We start from the raw sequence: 19,562 nt of genomic DNA, 5'->3' as shown, positions 1-19,562 counted from the left end.
AGAACAGAATAAAGAAAAAATGAGTACCATCAATGTTATCAGAAATAAGTTGTTGGCACGGATTTTCGCCGTTGTAAAACGCGGTACACCTTATGCTGACACAATGAGATATGCAGCCTGAAATCATGAAAATTTAACAAAAAAGACTTGTTATAACCATAGAATACGGGACGGAATGAAAACCAATTACCACTGTAATAGCTTAATTGAACTACTGTCCATTCCCATAAAAGAAATTAAGAAATTGTTTTTCAATAAAAGTTTTCGTTAACAGTTTTGTTTCTTTTTTACAGACAAGATTCTTACTTCTTAACCTTAAATAACACTAATAAGCAACTAAGCTCTTGGTAAAAACACTTCGGCCATCATACACCTCGCGCTTCCGCCGCCACAAATTTCAATGACCTTTAATTCACTGCTTAAAATGTCGCAATGTTCTTCAATTTTCTCAATTTGCTCTTCGCTTAAACTTCGACGAGCGCGGGCGCTCATCACCAAATATTTACTTTTATCTTTTCCTTCTACCTGCAGCATATTACCGGCAAACTCGTGCATCTGTTCTTCAGTAATAACGATAACCTCTTTCCCGTCTTCTTTTAGATGATTTATTACATTCTTTCGTTCTTTTTTATCATCTATGGCGTCAAGGCAAATTATGGCAAACTCTTCTGCCATACACATCATTACATTAGTATGGTAAATTGGCTTACGTTCTTCGTTAACGCTTTGGTTGGCTTGAAATATAACCGGAGTGAATTCAAAATCCTCACAAAATTCTATCAATAGATCTTCTTCTGCACGCGGTGATAATGCACAGTAAGCTTTTTGATGCTTTCTATCTAAAATAAGGTTTCCCGTTCCTTCCAGGAAAAGATTCTCTTCTTCGGCCGAAGTATAATCTACAATTTCTGTAATTTTAAAACCTTCTTCCTCCAGTTTGGCAAAATATTCCAGGCGTCGTTCTTTTCGCCTGTTTTCGGCAAACATAGGATAGAGTGCTATTTCGCCGGTTTCGTGAAAAGACACCCAGTTATTTGGAAAAATTGAATCTGGGGTATCGTCTTCAATTTTATCATCTACCACAATAACCTGTACCCCAACATTTCTAAGTTTAGTCACGAAAGCATCAAACTCTTGCTGCGCCTGTTCGTTTACATCTTCATCAGTTAGATTTTTCTGAAAATAATTGTTTACAGCCGTCTGCTCGTTCATTCTAAACGCCACCGGCCGCACCATAAAAATGGTATTTGTTGTTTGTCTTGCACTCATATAATTCTATTCTCTTATTAAAGGTAGTGTGGAACAGCGTAATAGTCCTTCTTGTTTTGATATTTCGGCATATGGCACTTCTTCTACGGTAATTCCCTGCGTGCGAAGCCATTCATTAAGCCTTGTAAAGTTTTTCTCTGAAATTACCACGTCTTCAGAAATAGAAAAAATGTTAGAATTCATATAATACATTTCTTCCCTGGAAATTTCAAAAACATTCTTTTTTCCGAAGAGATTTACCAACCAGTTATATTCTTCTTCTTCCAAAAAACCATTTCTGTGAATAATAGCTTTTCCTTTTCCAACCGGCTGGAAACAACAATCTAAATGCAATGCATTATCTCTCGGTTCTGTATTAGATTTCCGCAAATTAAAAGAAACCACTTTTTTATGCGGAAAAAGTCCTTTTAAAGCATCTACGGCCTGCACATTGGTGCGACCGGTAATAAAATCTTTATAATCTGCACCCCTATATGTACCCACCAACAAATATTCGCCCAAAGGCATCACGTCACCACCTTCTACATGGGCATCTTCTGGTAGCGTTAATATTTTGGAAGGTTCAATCTCATCCATAACGTGACGTATAGCTTCAATCTCTTTCTCCCGATCTGGTAAAATGTTAGATTTTATAAATTTATCTTCAATAACGAAGGCGATATCACGGGTGAAAATTTGGTTGTAATCTTCAATCAATCGCGGCCTATAAACTTTCACCTCATATTTCTCTAAAATTTTCGCTACCGCTTCCATCTCCCGTACCATGTCCTCTTCTTTGGGATAAGATCCCATCCTAATATGTTCGGCAGATTTTGGATCGTAAGCTTCGTCTAAAGAGGGCTGTGGACCAATACTTTTTGCTGTCCCCAGAACAACCGCTTTTAAACGAGAAGTCTCATTATTGATATTTAATTTCACGCTTTAAATTTTTATCAAATATAAAAAAAGCTTCATACGATGATGAAGCTTTTTCCGAATTTATTAAGTTTTTAAAGTATCTTATCTTTTTTCTACAGGTTTGAATTCCCTTAAGTTTTCGCCGGTATAAATTTGACGTGGACGACCAATAGGCTCTTTTTTAAGCCTCATCTCCCTCCACTGCGCAATCCAACCGGGAAGCCTTCCAAGAGCAAACATTACCGTAAACATTTCTACTGGAATTCCCAGGGCTCTATAAATTATTCCTGAATAAAAATCTACATTGGGATACAATTTTCTATCTACAAAATATGGATCTTCCAGGGCTTCTTTTTCAAGTCCTTTAGCAATATCCAATACAGGATCATCTACACCAAGTTGATCCAGAACCTCATCTGCAGATTTCTTAATGATCTTGGCACGAGGGTCAAAGTTTTTATACACCCGGTGTCCAAAGCCCATTAAACGGAATGGATCTTCTTTATCCTTGGCTTTTTCCATAAATTTCTTTGTATCACCACCATCTTCTTTAATTCTCTCCAACATTTCTATCACTGCCTGGTTTGCTCCACCATGAAGTGGCCCCCAAAGTGCAGAGATACCTGCTGAAAGAGAAGCGAATAATCCGGCGTGAGAAGAACCAACCATTCTTACCGTAGAGGTAGAACAGTTTTGCTCGTGATCGGCATGAAGGATAAGCAATTTATCTAAAGCTTCAATTACTGCTTTATCTACTTTATAGCTTTTTCCAGGCTTCTCAAACATCATTTTATGAAGGTTCTCCACATAGCCCAGGGTATCATCCCCATAGTTTAACGGCAAGCTATTTTTCTTTCTAAGCGTCCAGGCTGCCAATACCGGGAATTTACCCAATATTTTTACAATAGCTTTATACATATCTTCTTCAGACTCTACATTTACTGAGGAAGGGTTAAAGGCGATAAGAGCACTGGTTAAAGAAGAAAGGACGCCCATTGGATGAGCAGATTTCGGAAATCCATCAAGGATTTTTTTCATCTCCTCATCTACTGCAGATTCTTCTTTAATATCGGCATAAAATTTATCTAATTGGGTTTTGGTTGGTAGTTCTCCAAAGATTAGCAGATATGCCACTTCAAGAAAATCTGCATTTTTTGCAAGATCTTCAATAGCGTAACCACGGTAGCGCAATACACCTTTTTCACCATTAAGAAAAGTAATTGCACTTTCACAACTTCCCGTGTTTTTGTAACCACGGTCTAAGGTGATTACTCCCGCTTCTCCACGTAATTTTTTAATATCTATTCCCTGCTCATTTTCAGTACCTTCTACAACGGGAAACTCATATTTTTTCCCATTAATTTCTATTGTAGCAACTTTTGACATATCTTAATTTTATAAACTTAATTCAACTTTTTTTCGACAATCGCTAATTTAAGAAATCTACTGTTAATTTTGCGTTAAGCATCCATAAGTTTTTTACGGAAATAGTAGAATTTGCGGGGTTTTTTACAAATTCTGAGAATTAAAAAATCCCTTTTGAAAAATAATCAAAAGGGATTCAATTTTAATGCGTTTGAAAATTTAGATTTTAAAAGCTTTATTTTTTGGAAAGTAAGCTACATCGCCCAATTCTTCTTCAATTCTAAGTAACTGGTTATATTTTGCCATACGATCACTTCGTGAAGCCGAACCGGTTTTTATTTGCCCGGTATTTAGAGCTACAGCAAGATCTGCAATAGTATTATCTTCGGTCTCACCACTTCGGTGTGACATTACAGAAGTAAAGCCTGCATTGTGTGCCATATTTACGGCAGCAATAGTTTCTGTTAGCGTACCAATTTGGTTCACTTTAATGAGGATTGAATTAGCAATTCCTTCATCAATTCCCCTGGATAACCTTTCTACATTGGTCACAAAGAGGTCGTCTCCAACTAATTGAACTTTGTCCCCTACTTTATCGGTTAAAGCTTTCCAGCCATCCCAATCATCTTCATCCATTCCATCTTCAATAGAAATAATTGGATACTTAGAAGAAAGTTCGGCAAGATATTCGGCTTGTTCTTCGCTACTTCTTATTTTTCCACCTTCACCTTCAAATTTTTTGTAGTCATATTTACCGTTTTCATAAAACTCGGCAGCAGCACAATCTAGAGCAATCATTACTTCGTCCCCACCTTTGTAACCGGCTTTTTCAATAGCTTCTAGAATGGTTTCCAGGGCATCTTCTGTTCCATCTAATTTTGGAGCGAAACCACCTTCGTCACCTACGGCCGTACTTAGACCACGATCGTGTAATACTTTTTTAAGATTATGAAAAATTTCTGTTCCCATTTTTAAGGCATGAGAAAAGCTTTTTGCTTTTACCGGCATAATCATAAACTCCTGAAACGCGATAGGCGCATCACTATGAGACCCTCCATTAATAATGTTCATCATAGGAACCGGTAGCGTGTTCGCACTAACCCCGCCCACATAACGATATAATGGCAAACCAAGCTCATTGGCAGCTGCTTTTGCAACGGCCAGGGAAACACCAAGTATTGCATTGGCGCCAAGCTTTCCTTTGTTTGGAGTACCATCTAATTCTAACATATCCCTATCAATTTGGTTTTGTTCAAAAACCGAATATCCCAATAGTTCTTCTGCAAGGATGTTATTTACGTTATCTACAGCTTTGGTCACACCTTTTCCCATATAATCGTCACCGCCGTCACGTAGTTCTACTGCTTCATGTTCTCCGGTAGAAGCACCAGATGGCACCGCAGCTCTTCCTAGAACCCCATTTTCTGTCATTACATCTACTTCTACGGTTGGGTTTCCTCTTGAATCGAAAATTTGACGGGCGTGAACATTTATTATTACACTCATAGTCTCATTTATTTAGTTAATTGATTAATACGCAAGATACAAATTGGAGCAGAAAAAAACGAGCGAAACCGGTAGTTTTAAAGCATTTATAACATAAAAAACTACTCAATCGTTTTCAGAAGCAAAAGGATTGTAATAAAATTTTACTCCTAATCCTATAGTAGCGGTGGAAGCAGATTGCAATAAAGCTTTTCACCAATTTTGATTCGTAATTTAAGGTTATTGATTTACACTCTTAACTTCTGTTTTTTAATTATGATTCTAACTTCCTGCAAATTCTATGAGTCCATGTAAATTCTTAATCTTTTACACTCTTTAAAAGATTGGAGAAACGATGCGGGAGTGCTAATTGGGCTGCTTTTCAGGAAAATAAGCTTTACAACTCCAATTTTTATAATAAAAAGTCTTGCAAGAAAATCTGAATTAAGGAATTTCACAGATAAAACTCAATAAGTTATTTCCATTTTATAAAAGATAAAGCCCAGAATATCTAAATATTCTGGGCTTTATCATCGTTTCAGCTAAATATTTAAATATTAAGCCTTAGCTTTCTTTACTCTATCCATAAATTCATCAAATAGATAACTGGCATCATGTGGCCCGGGACTGGCTTCAGGATGGTACTGTACCGAAAAGCAGTTTTTATGTTTCATTGCTATTCCACCTACCGTATCATCATTTAGACAAATATGGGTGATTTCTACATCCTTATTCGCTTCAGTAGAAGTTCTATCTACAGAAAATCCGTGGTTTTGGGAGGTAATTTCTCCTTTCCCGGTTTTAAGGTTTTTTACAGGGTGGTTTATTCCGCGGTGACCGTGATGCATTTTATAAGTTTTAATGCCATTGGCAATCGCGATAACCTGGTGGCCTAAACAAATACCAAACAAAGGATGGTCCTTTTCGAGAATATCTTTGGTTAGGCTTACAGCGCTCTCTAAGGGTTGAGGATCTCCGGGCCCGTTTGAAAGAAAGTAGCCGTCTGGATTCCATTCGCTCATTTCTTTATAAGTAGTATTGTAAGGAAATACCTTTACGTAAACATCTCTCTTTTCAAAATTTCTTAGAATATTTTTCTTAATTCCTATATCTAAAGCTGCAATTTTGTAGGTAGCATTTTCGTTCCCAAAATAATACGGCTCTTTAGTGGAAACTTTACTAGCCAGTTCCAGCCCTTCCATGTTTGGCACTTTTTTTAATTCGGCTTTAAGACCCTCGATATTATCCACCGCTGTAGAAATAATGGCATTCATAGCGCCGTGATCCCTAATATAGGTAACCAATGCCCGGGTATCAACATCTGAAATTGCAAAAAGATTACTCTCCTCCAAAAAATCCTGCAGCGAACCATCTGCTGCTTCACGGGAGTGAGTGTAGCTAAAGTTTTTGCAAATAAGTCCGGCAATCATGGCGCTATCTGCTTCACTCTCTTCTTTTAATGTACCATAATTACCAATATGAGCATTTGTAGTAACCATTAACTGTCCGAAATAAGAAGGATCTGTAAAAACTTCCTGGTAGCCTGTCATACCGGTATTAAAACAAACCTCTCCTACAGCTTTGCCATCTTTATCCCCAACTGCTTTGCCATGAAAGATAGTTCCATCTTCTAATAAAATAATCGCCTTTTTTCGAGTTTGATACTTCATTGTGATTTATTACTTAAATTGTTGTGATGATTCTTCGTTATTTTCTTTCTGAAATCAACAACCTCAGTTTAAAAGTACGAGGTTTGCTTCTGAAAAAATTCTTTTACTTCGAGGCAATTCTTGAAGAATTAAACCCCTGGTTATCGTCCCACGATTAAAATCTCATTATAAGATATAAAAAAAGGACAAACCCGAGAGTTTATCCTTTTTTAAAATTAACTTATTAAAAGATTCATTTTTAATCTTCTTTTTTGTCTTCTTTATTTTCTGAAGATTTATTCTCTTCAGTCTTATTCTCTGTTTGCGGTGCACTATCCTGTGAAGAAGATTTTTTTCTTCCACCTCTACGAGTTGATTTTTTCTTCTCTGGCTTATCTTTAAGGTTATAAGTTTCGTTATAATCTACTAATTCAATAAGCGCCATATCTGCGTTATCCCCAAGACGGTTTCCTAATTTAATTACCCTTGTGTAACCACCCGGGCGATCGCCAACTTTTGGAGCAACGTCGCGAAACAATTCGGCCACGGCCTCTTTTTGACGAAGCTTGGCAAAAACCAATCTACGGTTATGCGTAGTATCTGTCTTACTCTTTGTAATTAAAGGCTCCACAAAAACTTTTAAAGCTTTTGCTTTCGCAACGGTTGTATTAATTCTTTTGTGTTCTATTAGGGAGGAAGCCATATTGGCTAGCATAGACTTTCTATGAGCGGTCTTTCTACCTAAATGATTGTGTTTTTTTCCGTGTCTCATTGTTTGTTGCTTAATTCATTTTCCCAAAACCTGGACTTCTGCCGGTTTTTATGGAAAATTACTTGTAGTTTAATATAGTTGAAAATGTCTTGAGAAACTTATAAAATCGTTTCTCAAAACACTTTTCTATTTTTAGTCTTTATCTAATTTATATTTAGAAAGATCCATACCAAAGTTTAAACCTTTGTTGCTTACCAATTCTTCGAGCTCTGTCAAAGATTTCTTTCCGAAGTTTCTAAACTTCATCAAGTCATTCTTATTGTAAGAAACAAGATCTCCAAGGGTATCAACCTCTGCTGCTTTCAAGCAGTTTAAAGCCCTAACCGAAAGATCCATATCTACCAGTTTCGTTTTTAACAGCTGTCTCATGTGAAGTGATTCTTCGTCATAAGTTTCTGTTTGTGCAATCTCATCTGCTTCTAGCGTGATACGCTCATCAGAGAATAGCATAAAGTGGTGGATAAGCGTTTTTGCTGCTTCGGTTAAAGCATCTTTAGGATGAATAGAACCATCACTTACTATTTCAAAGATCAACTTTTCATAGTCGGTTTTTTGTTCTACACGATAGTTTTCTATACTATATTTTACATTTTTTATAGGTGTATATATAGAATCTGTAAAAATAGTTCCTAAAGGCGCATTGGCTTTTTTGTTTTCTTCTGCCGGAACATAACCTCTACCTTTTTCAATACTCATTTCCATGTTAAGATTCACCTTCTTATCTGCAGTACAGATAATTTGTTCAGGATTTAACACCTGGAATCCCGAGATGAATTTTTGCAAATGACCGGCAGTAATTTGTTCTTCTCCAGATACAGAAATGGTAACGGCTTCGTTATCTATTTCATCAATTTGCCTTTTGAACCTAACTTGCTTTAGATTAAGGATAATTTCTGTTACATCTTCAACAACTCCAGGAATAGCGGAGAATTCATGATCTACGCCTTCAATGCGAATTGAAGTAATTGCATAACCTTCCAGGGAAGATAAAAGCACTCTTCTTAAAGCGTTACCAACGGTTAATCCATAGCCGGGTTCCAAAGGGCGAAATTCAAATTTCCCTTCGAAATCGGTTGAATCAATCATTATAACTTTATCGGGCTTCTGAAAATTTAGTATTGCCATATTACGACTTCTGTGAATTATTATTTCGAATATAATTCGACGATGAATTGTTCATTTATATTTTCCGGAATTTGAATTCTTTCCGGTACCGAAACAAATGTTCCTTCTTTTGTTTCGTTGTTCCAGGTAATCCATTCGTAAACACTGCTAGAATTAGCTAGTGAGTCCTGGATAGCCTGTAAAGATTTTGATTTTTCACGAACGCCAACTACATCACCTGGTTTAAGCTGGTAAGATGGAATATTAACTAATTTTCCATTTACGGTAATGTGACGGTGGGATACGAATTGTCTTGCAGCGCCTCGAGAAGGAGCTATTCCCATTCTGTAAACCACGTTATCCAAACGAGCTTCACATAATTGCAAAAGTACTTCCCCGGGAATACCTCTGGAAGCTGTTGCTTTTTTAAACATATTTCTGAATTGGCGCTCTAAAATACCATAAGTATATTTTGCTTTTTGCTTTTCCATTAACTGGATAGCGTATTCAGATTTTTTTCCGCGACGACGGTTGTTCCCGTGTTGTCCCGGAGGATAATTTCTTTTTTCAAAAGACTTGTCGTCTCCAAAAATAGCTTCACCGAATTTACGGGCTATTTTAGTCTTTGGACCAGTATATCTTGCCATTAACTTTTATTTTATGAGAAAGGGATTATGAATTAAGGTCTCTGTCCTTCGATAATCTTAACTCCTTTCTATTATTATACTTATTATTAAACTCTACGTCTCTTTGGTGGACGACATCCGTTATGCGGTAGCGGGGTAATATCGATAATCTCTGTTACTTCCACTCCATTGTTATGAAGCGCTCTAATAGCAGACTCTCTACCATTACCAGGCCCTTTAACATAAACCTTCACCTTGCGCAAACCTGCCTCGTGAGCAACTTTAGACGCATCCTCTGCCGCTAATTGAGCAGCGTAAGGAGTATTCTTTTTAGAACCCCTAAAGCCCATTTTCCCTGCAGATGACCAGGCAATAACATCTCCCTTTTTATTAGTAAGGGAAACAATTATGTTGTTAAAAGAAGCCGTAACGTGTGCTTGCCCTACGGACTCAACGTTTACTTTACGCTTTTTTTGAACTGTCTTCTTTGCCATAATTATTTACTATTTAGTCGCTTTCTTCTTGTTAGCAACTGTTTTTCTTCTACCTTTTCTAGTTCTGGAGTTGTTCTTGGTTCTTTGACCTCTAAGTGGCAAACCACTTCTGTGACGAATTCCCCTGTAACATCCAATATCCATTAGACGCTTAATACTAATCTGAACTTCTGTACGTAACTCTCCTTCAATTGTAAACTCACCTACAGCTTCACGAATACGACCAATTTCATCATCAGTCCAATCGGAAACTTTAGTATTCTCATCTACTTTGGCCTGGCTAAGGATCTTTTGAGCCCTGCTCTTACCAATTCCGAAGATATAGGTCAATGCTATAACTCCTCGCTTTTGTTTAGGTATATCTACCCCTGCAATTCTTGCCATAATTAGCCTTGTCTTTGTTTAAATCTAGGATTCTTTTTGTTTATTACGTAAAGGCGCCCTTTTCTGCGTACAATTTTACAGTCGGCACTTCTCTTTTTTACTGATGCTCTAACTTTCATCTCTTTAGTTTTTTACATTCACTAATTGTAAAATTAATTTACAATAAGGATTTTAGGCATTCATAAATTTTTTCAGGATGCAAAAGTACTGAAAATTTTATAAATAGCTCAATTTACTTTTAATATCTGTATGTAATACGAGCTTTACTTAAATCGTAAGGGCTCATTTCCAGTTTCACCTTATCCCCGGGTAACAATTTAATGTAGTGCATACGCATTTTACCAGAGATATGTGCGGTCACCACGTGACCATTTTCCAACTCTACACGAAACATGGCATTAGATAATGCTTCTATAATTGTTCCGTCTTGTTCAATTGCTGGTTGTTTAGCCATATTATTTTATAGTTTATAGTTGTTAGTTTGTAATTTAGATTCTTCAATTTTGCGTTTCTTAACGCGAACCACAATGACCTAAATACAAACCACTACTTGCTGTTTAAGCCACTGCTTTTCTGTTCTTACCCGTTTTCATTAATCCGTCGTAGTGCCTATTTAACAAGTAAGAATTAACTTGCTGCATAGTATCTATTGCAACTCCAACCATAATTAAAAGCGAGGTACCTCCAAAAAACAATGCCCAACCTTGTTGCACACCTAAGAGTTGCACTACAATTGCCGGGAACACGGCGATAAGCGCAAGAAATATAGAGCCAGGTAATGTTATTTGCGACATAATCCTATCCAGATATTCAGCTGTTTCTGTACCTGGACGAATACCGGGAATGAATCCACCGCTTCGTTTTAGATCGTCTGCCATTTTATTGGTAGGCACAGTGATCGCAGTATAAAAATAGGTGAATACGATAATTAATAAAGCAAAAACCAAATTATACCAAAATCCAAAGATGTTGCTAAAAGCTGCGGTTACTCCCTGTGCTGCATCAGAGTCTGAAAGACCGGCAACAGCTGCTGGAATAAACATAATAGCCTGAGCAAATATAATTGGCATTACCCCTGAAGCGTTTAGCTTTAACGGAATGTACTGTCTTGAACCAAATACATTTTTCTCATAACCTCCAGAAGCGGTTCTCCTGGCATATTGTACCGGGATTTGTCGCACTGCCATCACAAGCATTACAGATCCCATAATGATAGCGAACCAGATAACAAGTTCAATAAGGATCATTATTAACCCACCGTTAGATTCAAATACACGGGAAGCAAACTCCTGAATAAATGCCTGCGGAAGGGTAGCAATGATACCCACCATAATTAATAATGAAATACCATTACCAATACCTTTATCGGTAATCTTCTCACCTAACCACATTGCAAAAATGGTACCTGTAGCTAAAATCACAACAGATGATGCTACGAATGTCACATTATCACCTAATAAAAAGGCACCTTGTGGAAGGGTAGCAAATAAATTGTAGATGTAACCGGGTCCCTGTACAAGGGTAATCGCGATGGTTAACCATCGTGTTATCTGGTTAATCTTCCTTCTACCACTTTCTCCTTCTTTTTGCAGTTTTTGCAAATAAGGTATTGCAATCCCCATAAGTTGCACTACAATAGAAGCCGAGATATAAGGCATAATTCCCAAAGCAAAAACAGAGGCATTAGAAAATGCACCACCTGTAAATGCGTTAAGCAGCCCAAGAAGACCAGAATCTGTTTGATTTGCAAGATTTGCCAATTGTGAAGCATCTATTCCTGGAAGCACAACCTGTGCCCCAAAACGATATACCAACAATAGACCGAGGGTCACTAAAATTCGATTTTTTAGCTCCTCGATCTTCCAAATGTTTTTAATAGTATTGATGAATTTCATTGAGTTATCTATTATAAAGTAGTAACTTCACCTCCAGCGGCTTCAATCGCTTCTTTTGCCGAGGCTGTAAATTTATGAACAGATATTTTCAACTTTGCCTTTAATTCACCCCTACCTAATATCTTAACTGGTTTGTTTTTACCTACGAGACCACTAGCGATCAAAGTATCAACATCTACAGTATCTTTAATTTTACCTTCATCAACTAAACGCTGAAGCGTATCGAGGTTTACCCCCTGGTATGCTACACGATTCCTGTTAGTGAAACCAAATTTTGGAACTCGGCGCTGAAGTGGCATTTGCCCACCTTCAAAACCTATTTTCTTGGAGTAACCAGAACGAGACTTGGCACCTTTGTGACCACGGGTGGAAGTTCCACCTTTACCAGATCCTTCTCCACGCCCAACTCTCTTGTTGTTACTTTTAACTGAACCTTTTGCAGGTTTTAAGTTATTTAATTCCATGTGAATCTATTATTTTGTTTCTTCTACAGAAACTAAATGTTTAACTTTATTTACCATACCAAGGATGTTTGGCGTATCTTCGTGTTCAACCGTTTGGCCCATTTTCTTTAAGCCCAAAGATTCAAGAGTCAATTTTTGATTCTTAGTTCGGTTTATAGCACTTCTTACTTTCGTTACTTTTATCTTTCCCATTTCTCCTTGATTTATCCTTTAAAAACCTTTTCTAATGAAATACCACGTTGCTTAGCAATAGTTTCTGCGCTACGCAATTGAAGTAAAGCATCAAAAGTTGCCTTTACCATATTGTGTGGGTTAGAAGACCCCTGGCTCTTAGACAGTACATCATGTACTCCTACAGATTCCAATACCGCACGAATTGGTCCACCGGCAATTACACCAGTACCTTCAGCAGCCGGCAAAAGAATTACTCTCGCTCCACTGTACTTACCTTTTTGTTCGTGAGGAATGGTTTTTTTATTTAAAGGAATTCTTACTAAATTCTTCTTTGCATCTTCTACACCTTTAGAAATAGCATCGGCAACTTCTTTAGATCTTCCCAGACCCTGGCCTACTACACCATTTTCATCTCCCACTACAACTATAGCCGAGAATCCAAAAGCTCTACCCCCTTTGGTTACTTTGGTCACACGTTGTACTCCTACCAAACGGTCTTTTAATTCAAGTCCACCTGGTTTTACATGTTCTACGTTTTTATAATCTTGATACATAACTTTCTAGAATTTTAGTCCTCCTTCTCGAGCACCTTCTGCTAATGATTTAACTCTACCGTGGTAAAGATAACCACCTCTATCAAAAGAGATAGTTTCAATCCCGGCTTTTAACGCTTTCTCGGCAAGGGCTTTTCCTACCAAAACCGCTTGTTTTGATTTTTCACCTTCTGCCGATACAGCTTTATCTCTTGAGGAGGCCGCTACTAAGGTTTTCCCTTCAACATCATCTACAATTTGAGCATAAATTTCTTTATTGCTTCTAAATACAGATAATCTTGGACGGCTTGCTGTGCCCGTAATAGACTTACGAACACGCTTTCTAATTTTATATCGTCTATCTTGTTTTGAAATTGCCATATCTTACTTTATTAAGCTGATTTACCTGCTTTTCTACGTAATTGCTCTCCAACATACTTAATACCTTTTCCTTTGTAAGGTTCTGGTGCTCTAAAGGAACGTATTTTAGCAGCTACCTGGCCCACAAGTTGTTTATCGTATGAAGTTAACTTCACTAATGGGTTCTTTCCTTTTTCAGAAATCGCCTCTACCTTAACTTCCGGAGCCAAATCTATTACAATATTATGGGAAAACCCAAGAGCTAAATCTAATTTTTGTCCCTGGTTTGAAGCTCTATAACCAACTCCAACCAATTCCAGGGTTTTTGTATAACCATTAGTAACTCCCTCTATCATATTGTCTACCAAAGCACGATAAAGACCGTGTTTTGCTTTTTGATCACTTTTCTCTGAAGAACGCTCAAAAGAAATTACACCATCTTCAATTTTCACATCGATGTCTGCAATTTTTTGCTGAAGTTCTCCCAATTTTCCTTTTACCGTTACAACGCCGTCTTTATGGTCTACATTTACACCTTCGGGAATTGTAATTGGGCTTTTACCTATTCTTGACATTTCTTTAGTCTTTTAAGTATTAGTAAACGTAACAAAGTACTTCCCCACCAACTTTCTCTGCTTTAGCCTGCTTCCCGGTCATTACCCCGTGAGAAGTAGAAACAATAGCAATACCAAGTCCATTAAGAATACGTGGTAGTTCGTTAGCACCGGCATATTTACGTAAACCAGATTTACTTATTCTTTGAATTTTCTTAATTACCGGCTCTTTAGTCACTTTATCATACTTAAGAGCTATTTTAATGATACCCTGGGCGGTACTATCATCAAACTTGTAACTAAGAATATATCCCTGGTCGAATAATATTTTAGTGATTTCCTTCTTAAGGTTAGAAGCAGGGATTTCTACCACTCTATGGTGTGCAGCCACCGCGTTTCTAACTCTTGTCAAATAATCTGCAATAGGATCTATATTCATCTATCTTAATTTGCGAATGTGGTTTTCCTCACCCTAATACCCAATTCACAAGATAATGCGTGCAGGGTTATAAGGTTTAGAACCTTCATTCAATTTGTATTCTTACCAACTTGCTTTTCTAACCCCGGGGATCAATCCATTATTGGCCAATTCTCTAAACATTACTCGAGAAACACCAAATTGTCTCATATATCCCTTTGGTCTTCCGGTTAATTTACAACGATTGTGCAAACGTACAGGAGAAGAGTTTTTTGGTAACTTTTGAAGTGCCTCCCAATCGCCGGCTTGTTTTAGAGCCTCACGCTTTTCAGCATATTTCTTCACCAATTTCTGTCTTTTCACCTCACGGGCTTTCATTGATTCTTTAGCCATAATTAATTCTTTTTAAAAGGTAATCCCAGTTCTGTTAACAATGATTTTGCTTCCTTATCGGTTTTTGCAGTAGTTACAAAAGTAATATCCATACCCGAGATCCTGTTTACTTTATCAATATCAATCTCTGGGAAGATAATTTGTTCTGTAATTCCAAGGTTATAATTTCCTCTACCGTCAAAACCATTAGCTTTAATTCCGTTAAAATCACGTACACGTGGAAGTGCAGAAGTGATTAAACGATCTAAAAACTCATACATTCTATAACCACGTAAAGTCACTTTAGCGCCAATTGGCATTCCCTTACGAAGTTTAAAGGAAGCAACATCCTTTTTTGAAATGGTCTGCACCGCTTTTTGACCGCTTATCATAGAGAGTTCTTCTACCGCGTGATCAATAAGCTTTTTATCTGCTACAGCTGCACCAACGCCACGGCTCAAAACTATTTTTTCAAGTTTCGGGATCTCCATTACGTTAGCGTAACTAAATTCTTCTTTTAATGCAGGCTTCACTCGCTCTGCATATTCTGCTCTAAGTCTTGGTACGTATGCCATAACTATATTACTTCATTAGATTTTTTAGAAAATCTTACTTTCTTTCCATCCTCTTCCCTGTATCCAACTCTGGTAGTGTTACCATTTTTGTCTAATAGGGACAGGTTGGAAATATGAATAGGAGCTTCTTTCTTTACAATGCCACCCTGTGGATTAGACGCACTTGGCTTCTCATGTTTAGAGATAGTATTTACCCCTTCCACGATGGCTTTATTACTTTCTATTAATACTTTTTGCACTTTACCTTCCTGACCTTTATGGTCCCCGGCTACTACGCGTACAGTATCTCCAGATTTTATTTTAAGCTTTCTCATTATTTTAATGTATTAAAGCACCTCTGGTGCCAATGATACAATTTTCATGAATTGCTTATCACGAAGTTCTCTCGCAACAGGTCCAAATACACGTGTTCCGCGCATTTCACCAGTTGGGTTAAGTAGTACGCAAGCATTATCGTCAAAACGGATGTAAGAACCGTCTGCTCTACGCACTTCTTTCTTAGTACGAACAACAACTGCTGTTGAAACTGCACCTTTTTTAATACTTCCGTTAGGTGTAGCTTCTTTTACACTGACAACTATTTTGTCCCCAACAGAAGCGTATCTTTTCTTTGTACCTCCCAATATCCTAATCGCCAAAACCTGTTTAGCGCCGGTATTGTCTGCTACTTTTAGTCTAGACTCTTGTTGTACCATAATTACTTCGCTCTATCAATTATTTCTACTAATCTCCAACATTTAGATTTACTTAAAGGACGTGTTTCCATAATCCTTACAGTATCACCTTCGTTGCAGTCGTTTGTCTCGTCGTGCGCTACGTATTTTTTCGTTTTTAAAACGAATTTTCCATACATAGGGTGCTTTACTTTCTTAACTTCAGAAACCACAATAGATTTCTGCATTTTGTTACTGGTAACTACACCTATACGCTCTTTTCTTAAATTTCTTTTTTCCATCTTTCAGCAGAATAACACTTATTGTTGTTCTCTTTTAGTTAACTCTGTAGCAAGTCTCGCTACCGTCCTTCTCACAGCTCTAAGCTGTATTGGGTTCTCAAGTGGCGAAACAGCATGAGCCATTTTTAAATCTGAATATGCTTTTCTAGATTTACCAAGCTCTTCCTGTAACTCTGCCACAGACAGTTCTTTTACTTCTGATTGTTTCATAACGTTATAATATTAAGCCTGATAATCTCTAGCTACAATAAATTTAGTTCTTACCGGAAGTTTTTGTGCCGCAAGCCTTAAAGCTTCTTTTGCAACATTCATTGGTACTCCACCAATTTCAAACATTATTCTTCCTGGTTTTACAACAGCAGCCCAATATTCAACGGCACCTTTACCTTTACCCATACGTACCTCAAGAGGTTTTTTAGTGATAGGCTTGTCTGGAAATATTTTAATCCAGATAGAACCTTCCCTTTTCATATAACGGGTTGCAGCAATACGTGCAGCTTCAATTTGACGGGCAGTAATAAAACTGGAATCCATAGATTTAATTCCAAAGGTTCCGTTAGAAAGCCTGTGGCCTCTTCCAGAGTTACCTTTCATACGGCCTTTCTGCTGTTTACGATATTTTGTTCTTTTAGGTTGTAACATTTTTGTTTACTTTAAAAAATTACTTTCTACGACGTGATTTGTTACCACCTCGCCCGGCTCCAGATTTCCCTCCTTGCTTCTTAGACATGCCAACAAGTGGAGAAAGCTCTCTTTTACCGTACACTTCGCCTTTCATAATCCATACTTTAACACCCAATCTACCATAAGTAGTGTGAGCTTCAACTAAAGCATAATCAATATCGGCCCTAAAAGTTGACAATGGAATTCTACCATCTTTGTATGATTCATTACGAGCCATTTCTGCCCCGTTCAAACGCCCGGAAATTTCAATCTTAATTCCTTCGGCATTCATCCTCATAGCAGCCGCGATAGCCATTTTTATTGCACGACGATAAGAAATACGATTTTCAATTTGTCTTGCAACACTAGATGCTACTAAATTCGCATCAAGTTCTGGCCTCTTAATCTCAAAGATGTTAATTTGAACTTCCTTGTCGGTAATTTTTTTAAGTTCTTCTTTTAGCTTGTCTACCTCCTGGCCGCCTTTACCAATAATAATACCTGGTCTTGCAGTGGTGATAGTAACGGTTACAAGCTTAAGCGTACGCTCAATAATTACCCTGGATACACTCGCTTTAGATAGACGAGCATGGATATACTTTCTAATCTTATCGTCTTCGGCTAATTTATCGCCGTAGTCATTTCCTCCATACCAGTTGGATTCCCATCCTCTAACGATACCAAGGCGATTCCCGATTGGATTTGTCTTCTGTCCCATACTCTACTTAGCTTTGTGTATTTTTGTTTTCTCCAAGCACTAAAGTAACGTGATTGGATCTCTTTCTTATTCTGTGTGCGCGACCCTGTGGTGCAGGACGTAGCCTTTTTAGCATCGCTCCTCCATCTACACGGATTTCTTTTACAAACAATTCAGCTTCTTCAAGATTGCCTTCTTCGTTTTTAGACTGCCAATTAGCAATTGCCGATAGCAATAATTTCTCTAAACGTCCAGCAGCTTCTTTTTGACTGAATTTCAATATTTGAAGCGCTTTTTCTACTTGCTCACCTCTTACTAAATCCGCCACAAGACGCATTTTTCTTGGTGAAGTAGGGCAGTTATTCAACTTTGCAAAAGCCACCTGTTTTTTGGCTGCTTTTATTTGCTCTGCTCTTTCTCTTTTACGAACTCCCATAGCTTCAATTATCTTTTACCTTTATTTTTTGCACCCGCGTGACCCCTAAAGGAACGCGTTGGTGAAAATTCTCCTAATTTATGACCTACCATGTTCTCTGTTACATACACAGGTACAAATTGTTTCCCGTTATGAACAGCAATAGTTTGCCCAACAAAATCTGGAGTTATCATAGAAGCCCTAGACCAGGTTTTGATCACGGCTTTTTTTCCAGACTCTACATTTTGAGCCACTTTTCTGTCCAGTTTATAATGAACAAAAGGTCCTTTTTTTAATGAACGTGCCATATCTTATTATTTCTTTCTACGTTCTACAATATACTTATTACTCGCTTTTGTTCTGGTACGGGTCTTAAAGCCTTTAGCAGGCAAACCTGTTCTAGAACGTGGGTGACCACCGGAAGCTCTACCTTCACCACCACCCATTGGATGATCTATTGGGTTCATCGCAACTGGTCTTGTTCTCGGTCTTATACCCAACCAACGTTTTCTACCGGCTTTACCAGAGATTTGAAGTTGGTGATCACTATTCGATACAGCACCAATGGTAGCCATACAAGTAGCAACAACTCTTCTAATTTCTCCTGAAGGCAGTTTAATGGTTGCATATTTTCCTTCTCTTGCCAAAAGCTGAGCGAAAGCGCCGGCACTTCTTGCCATAACAGCACCCTGTCCAGCTCTTAATTCGATACAGGAAACCACAGTACCCAAAGGTATATTTGCCAAAGGCATGGCATTTCCAATTTCTGGAGCCGCTGCTTCTGCACTGGATACTATATTTTGACCTACCTGTAGCCCATTTTGAGCAATAACATATCGCTTCTCACCATCCTGGTAATTCAACAATGCGATATAGGCAGTTCTGTTTGGATCATATTCTATACTCGCAACAGTTGCCGGAATCCCGTGCTTGTCACGCTTAAAGTCTATAACCCTGTAACGTCTTTTATGACCTCCACCTTTGTAGCGGATTGTCATTTTTCCCTGACTGTTTCTCCCACCTGACTTTTTTATCGGAGCCAAAAGGCTTTTTTCCGGCTTATCAGTAGTCACGGCGTCATACCCGTTTACTACTCTAAAACGCTGGCCAGGGGTGATTGGTTTTAATTTTCTAACTGACATTTTTTAATCTTAAAGATTACTGTATAAATCAATAGTTTCACCTTCCGCCACCTGTACCAATGCTTTTTTGTAAGCTTTGGTTTTACCAGTAATCATCCCAGATTTTGTAAACCTGGTCTTGCGATTTGGACGGACATTTATAGTACGAACTTTCTCAACTGAAACTCCATAAGCAGCCTCTACTGCATCTTTTATTTCAATCTTATTCGCCTTATTGTTCACCACAAAATAATAACGGTTATTTAACTCGCTATCACCGGTAGCTTTTTCTGTAATAATTGGTTTTATCAAGATACTCAT

General features: G+C 37.8%; 31 protein-coding genes and 1 pseudogene. 1 reads left to right on the top strand and 31 read right to left on the bottom strand.

Translation table 11 applies throughout. The features are described from left to right. A pseudogene (locus BUA71_RS18055) lies at positions 1–121 on the top strand (IS110 family transposase); the annotation flags it as partial. Between the two features lie 215 nt (positions 122–336). Here the strand turns inward: BUA71_RS18055 and ctlX are convergent. The 31 genes from ctlX to rplW form a co-directional block, all read right to left on the bottom strand. Next, positions 337–1,269: a citrulline utilization hydrolase CtlX gene (gene ctlX, locus BUA71_RS16420; RefSeq protein ID WP_072881726.1), complete on the bottom strand. Its 933-nt coding sequence runs from the start codon at positions 1,267–1,269 to the stop codon at positions 337–339. Positions 1,270–1,275: 6 nt separating this feature from the next. After that, on the bottom strand, positions 1,276–2,187 hold the full coding sequence (locus BUA71_RS16415) for a dimethylarginine dimethylaminohydrolase family protein (protein ID WP_072881724.1): 912 nt from the start codon (positions 2,185–2,187) through the stop codon (positions 1,276–1,278). Positions 2,188–2,268: 81 nt separating this feature from the next. Further along, positions 2,269–3,552, bottom strand: coding sequence for a citrate synthase (locus BUA71_RS16410; protein WP_072881723.1), 1,284 nt, complete (start codon positions 3,550–3,552; stop codon positions 2,269–2,271). Between the two features lie 198 nt (positions 3,553–3,750). Continuing rightward, a complete protein-coding gene (eno, locus tag BUA71_RS16405) occupies positions 3,751–5,037 on the bottom strand; it encodes a phosphopyruvate hydratase (RefSeq protein WP_072881721.1) in 1,287 nt (428 codons plus the stop codon). A gap of 536 nt (positions 5,038–5,573) precedes the next feature. Further along, complete coding sequence (carA, locus tag BUA71_RS16400; protein ID WP_072881719.1) at positions 5,574–6,686, bottom strand: glutamine-hydrolyzing carbamoyl-phosphate synthase small subunit; 1,113 nt, start codon at positions 6,684–6,686, stop codon at positions 5,574–5,576. Between the two features lie 238 nt (positions 6,687–6,924). Then, positions 6,925–7,437 (bottom strand): 50S ribosomal protein L17, encoded by a 513-nt coding sequence (gene rplQ / locus BUA71_RS16395; RefSeq protein WP_072881717.1) that lies wholly within the window; start codon positions 7,435–7,437, stop codon positions 6,925–6,927. 132 nt (positions 7,438–7,569) lie between these two features. Continuing rightward, entirely contained in the window at positions 7,570–8,562 is a 993-nt protein-coding gene (locus BUA71_RS16390) for a DNA-directed RNA polymerase subunit alpha (protein ID WP_072881716.1), read from the bottom strand. A gap of 20 nt (positions 8,563–8,582) precedes the next feature. Then, a complete protein-coding gene (gene rpsD / locus BUA71_RS16385; protein WP_072881714.1) occupies positions 8,583–9,188 on the bottom strand; it encodes a 30S ribosomal protein S4 in 606 nt (201 codons plus the stop codon). An 86-nt stretch (positions 9,189–9,274) separates the two neighbouring features. Beyond that, complete coding sequence (gene rpsK / locus BUA71_RS16380) at positions 9,275–9,661, bottom strand: 30S ribosomal protein S11 (protein WP_072881712.1); 387 nt, start codon at positions 9,659–9,661, stop codon at positions 9,275–9,277. 9 nt (positions 9,662–9,670) lie between these two features. After that, positions 9,671–10,045 carry a 30S ribosomal protein S13 gene (gene rpsM, locus BUA71_RS16375; protein WP_072881710.1) on the bottom strand — a complete coding sequence of 125 codons (375 nt, stop codon included), beginning with the start codon at positions 10,043–10,045 and terminating at the stop codon, positions 9,671–9,673. A 2-nt stretch (positions 10,046–10,047) separates the two neighbouring features. Next, on the bottom strand, positions 10,048–10,164 hold the full coding sequence (gene ykgO / locus BUA71_RS16370) for a type B 50S ribosomal protein L36 (protein ID WP_013305171.1): 117 nt from the start codon (positions 10,162–10,164) through the stop codon (positions 10,048–10,050). Between the two features lie 119 nt (positions 10,165–10,283). Continuing rightward, the gene (infA, locus tag BUA71_RS16365) at positions 10,284–10,499 is read right to left on the bottom strand and encodes a translation initiation factor IF-1 (protein ID WP_013073244.1); all 216 of its coding nucleotides are present in this window, start codon (positions 10,497–10,499) and stop codon (positions 10,284–10,286) included. A 103-nt stretch (positions 10,500–10,602) separates the two neighbouring features. Continuing rightward, positions 10,603–11,940, bottom strand: a complete 1,338-nt coding sequence (secY, locus tag BUA71_RS16360) for a preprotein translocase subunit SecY (RefSeq protein WP_072881709.1) — start codon at positions 11,938–11,940, stop codon at positions 10,603–10,605. Positions 11,941–11,951: 11 nt separating this feature from the next. After that, on the bottom strand, positions 11,952–12,404 hold the full coding sequence (gene rplO / locus BUA71_RS16355; protein WP_072881707.1) for a 50S ribosomal protein L15: 453 nt from the start codon (positions 12,402–12,404) through the stop codon (positions 11,952–11,954). A 9-nt stretch (positions 12,405–12,413) separates the two neighbouring features. Then, the gene (gene rpmD, locus BUA71_RS16350; protein WP_072881705.1) at positions 12,414–12,596 is read right to left on the bottom strand and encodes a 50S ribosomal protein L30; all 183 of its coding nucleotides are present in this window, start codon (positions 12,594–12,596) and stop codon (positions 12,414–12,416) included. A gap of 11 nt (positions 12,597–12,607) precedes the next feature. Beyond that, the gene (gene rpsE, locus BUA71_RS16345) at positions 12,608–13,132 is read right to left on the bottom strand and encodes a 30S ribosomal protein S5 (protein ID WP_072881703.1); all 525 of its coding nucleotides are present in this window, start codon (positions 13,130–13,132) and stop codon (positions 12,608–12,610) included. 6 nt (positions 13,133–13,138) lie between these two features. Next, positions 13,139–13,492, bottom strand: coding sequence for a 50S ribosomal protein L18 (gene rplR / locus BUA71_RS16340; protein ID WP_072881701.1), 354 nt, complete (start codon positions 13,490–13,492; stop codon positions 13,139–13,141). Positions 13,493–13,503: 11 nt separating this feature from the next. Beyond that, positions 13,504–14,046, bottom strand: a complete 543-nt coding sequence (gene rplF, locus BUA71_RS16335) for a 50S ribosomal protein L6 (RefSeq protein ID WP_072881699.1) — start codon at positions 14,044–14,046, stop codon at positions 13,504–13,506. A gap of 19 nt (positions 14,047–14,065) precedes the next feature. Further along, a complete protein-coding gene (gene rpsH / locus BUA71_RS16330; RefSeq protein ID WP_072881697.1) occupies positions 14,066–14,464 on the bottom strand; it encodes a 30S ribosomal protein S8 in 399 nt (132 codons plus the stop codon). 102 nt (positions 14,465–14,566) lie between these two features. Beyond that, complete coding sequence (gene rpsN, locus BUA71_RS16325; protein WP_072881695.1) at positions 14,567–14,836, bottom strand: 30S ribosomal protein S14; 270 nt, start codon at positions 14,834–14,836, stop codon at positions 14,567–14,569. A 2-nt stretch (positions 14,837–14,838) separates the two neighbouring features. Further along, positions 14,839–15,390 (bottom strand): 50S ribosomal protein L5, encoded by a 552-nt coding sequence (gene rplE / locus BUA71_RS16320; RefSeq protein WP_072881693.1) that lies wholly within the window; start codon positions 15,388–15,390, stop codon positions 14,839–14,841. A gap of 2 nt (positions 15,391–15,392) precedes the next feature. After that, positions 15,393–15,704, bottom strand: coding sequence for a 50S ribosomal protein L24 (rplX, locus tag BUA71_RS16315; RefSeq protein WP_072881691.1), 312 nt, complete (start codon positions 15,702–15,704; stop codon positions 15,393–15,395). Positions 15,705–15,716: 12 nt separating this feature from the next. Next, positions 15,717–16,085 (bottom strand): 50S ribosomal protein L14, encoded by a 369-nt coding sequence (gene rplN, locus BUA71_RS16310; protein WP_072881689.1) that lies wholly within the window; start codon positions 16,083–16,085, stop codon positions 15,717–15,719. Positions 16,086–16,087: 2 nt separating this feature from the next. Beyond that, the gene (rpsQ, locus tag BUA71_RS16305) at positions 16,088–16,345 is read right to left on the bottom strand and encodes a 30S ribosomal protein S17 (protein WP_072881687.1); all 258 of its coding nucleotides are present in this window, start codon (positions 16,343–16,345) and stop codon (positions 16,088–16,090) included. An 18-nt stretch (positions 16,346–16,363) separates the two neighbouring features. Next, positions 16,364–16,555 carry a 50S ribosomal protein L29 gene (rpmC, locus tag BUA71_RS16300; RefSeq protein WP_072881685.1) on the bottom strand — a complete coding sequence of 64 codons (192 nt, stop codon included), beginning with the start codon at positions 16,553–16,555 and terminating at the stop codon, positions 16,364–16,366. 12 nt (positions 16,556–16,567) lie between these two features. After that, positions 16,568–16,987, bottom strand: coding sequence for a 50S ribosomal protein L16 (gene rplP / locus BUA71_RS16295; RefSeq protein ID WP_072881683.1), 420 nt, complete (start codon positions 16,985–16,987; stop codon positions 16,568–16,570). Between the two features lie 19 nt (positions 16,988–17,006). Further along, on the bottom strand, positions 17,007–17,726 hold the full coding sequence (gene rpsC, locus BUA71_RS16290) for a 30S ribosomal protein S3 (RefSeq protein ID WP_072881681.1): 720 nt from the start codon (positions 17,724–17,726) through the stop codon (positions 17,007–17,009). A gap of 7 nt (positions 17,727–17,733) precedes the next feature. Further along, positions 17,734–18,141 (bottom strand): 50S ribosomal protein L22, encoded by a 408-nt coding sequence (rplV, locus tag BUA71_RS16285; RefSeq protein WP_072881679.1) that lies wholly within the window; start codon positions 18,139–18,141, stop codon positions 17,734–17,736. Between the two features lie 8 nt (positions 18,142–18,149). Further along, positions 18,150–18,428 carry a 30S ribosomal protein S19 gene (rpsS, locus tag BUA71_RS16280; protein ID WP_072881677.1) on the bottom strand — a complete coding sequence of 93 codons (279 nt, stop codon included), beginning with the start codon at positions 18,426–18,428 and terminating at the stop codon, positions 18,150–18,152. Positions 18,429–18,434: 6 nt separating this feature from the next. Then, on the bottom strand, positions 18,435–19,262 hold the full coding sequence (rplB, locus tag BUA71_RS16275) for a 50S ribosomal protein L2 (protein ID WP_072881675.1): 828 nt from the start codon (positions 19,260–19,262) through the stop codon (positions 18,435–18,437). Between the two features lie 9 nt (positions 19,263–19,271). Next, complete coding sequence (gene rplW / locus BUA71_RS16270) at positions 19,272–19,562, bottom strand: 50S ribosomal protein L23 (protein ID WP_072881673.1); 291 nt, start codon at positions 19,560–19,562, stop codon at positions 19,272–19,274.

This window comes from Salegentibacter echinorum, assembly GCF_900129445.1.
Classification (GTDB): Bacteria; Bacteroidota; Bacteroidia; order Flavobacteriales; family Flavobacteriaceae; genus Salegentibacter; species Salegentibacter echinorum.
This window is presented reverse-complemented; position numbering and strand designations above follow the sequence as displayed.